Here is a 1,190-nt window from a genome sequence, read left to right as displayed (position 1 = left end):
CGCGCGCCGCGCTCGCGGCGGCGCGGCACGACGATGCGGCGGCCATTGCCGCGCTGCGCCGGGCGCAGGCGCTGCTCGCCGATCATTACGGTGCCGCCCATCCGCTGGCCGCGGGCGCGGCGCTGGAGCTGGCCGCGGCGCTGCACGGCGCCGGCCAGGACGACGAGGCGAGGACCGTGCTCGCGGCGAATGCGGCGCCGGTGGAGCAGAACTTCGCCGCCGTCTCGTCCGAGCGGCGCCTGCTGGCGCAGCTGCGCGACGCGCTGCCGCGCTGAACCAGGCCTCCGGCGGCTGCCGACGCCATGTTTTTTTACTTGCGGCGGTGCCGGCGCAGGCAGATAGTCGATTCCCCAGATCCCGCTCGTTGATGACGTCTCTTCAGGGGAGATCAGTCATGGCAGCCAGTCCGGTCGATCTCACGCGCGTCGAGGCCCCTGCCGTCGCCGGCGGCACGGCGAAACCGTTTCCCGCCTGGCGGGTGCGCTGGTTCTGGCGCTGGCAGGCCTGGCGCCTGCGCAAGGTGCGCAGCCACGAGTCCAGCCACGGCGTCGCGCTCTACGACAGTTTCCATGCGCTGGATCAGCTCGGTTACACCGAGGATTTCTGCGCGCTGCACCAGCAACTGCTGCGCGAGTCGGTGCTGCCGGGCGCCGACTCGCCGGCGGCGTTCGCGCGCCGTCTCGCGCGTGAGCTGCACGGCCACTGCGTGATGGCCCTGCTCGGCGGGCCCGACGGCAGTCCGGCCGGCTACGCCTGGGCGCGCAGCACCTTGCTCGGCGAGGCGCTGCAGCTCTACCAGCAGGTGCCGCCGCTGGGCCACCTGACCAGCGACGACTGGCTGGAGCTCGAGCGGCGCGCGGCCATCGTCGTCGGCAACGCGCCGCTGCTCGCGATCAACGGCATCGGCCTCGCGCCGCGCTACCGCCGCGGCTTCGCGCCGCTGAAGCAGTTGCTCAAGCCTCTGCTCGACCTGGCCCGCGAGAGCGGCGCGAACAGTGCGCTCTGGTGGGCGCCGCGCGGCGGCGCGCTGCAGGCGTTGTCGCGGGGATTCGGCGCCGAGGTGCTGCTGGAATCGCCGCGCGTCGTATTCCTGCTGCTGCGCGATCTAAGGCCGCTGGCCCGCGTCTTCGCCGCGCTGCCGGCCTGCGGCATCGCCGACCTGCTCGCGCGGATCGCGCCGGCGCCGCCGC

2 protein-coding genes are annotated in these 1,190 nt (G+C 73.8%); both read left to right on the top strand.

The window, feature by feature from the left end; translation table 11 throughout:
* The coding region (locus NON22_RS24555; protein WP_257389606.1) for a hypothetical protein at positions 1-275 on the top strand (275 nt) is incomplete at its 5' end.
* A 119-nt stretch (positions 276-394) separates the two neighbouring features.
* Positions 395-1,190: hypothetical protein (locus NON22_RS24550; protein ID WP_257389605.1), on the top strand; the 796-nt coding region annotated here is incomplete at its 3' end.

Source organism: Tahibacter caeni (genome assembly GCF_024609805.1).
GTDB classification, from domain to species: Bacteria; Pseudomonadota; Gammaproteobacteria; order Xanthomonadales; family Rhodanobacteraceae; genus Tahibacter; species Tahibacter caeni.
This window is presented reverse-complemented; position numbering and strand designations above follow the sequence as displayed.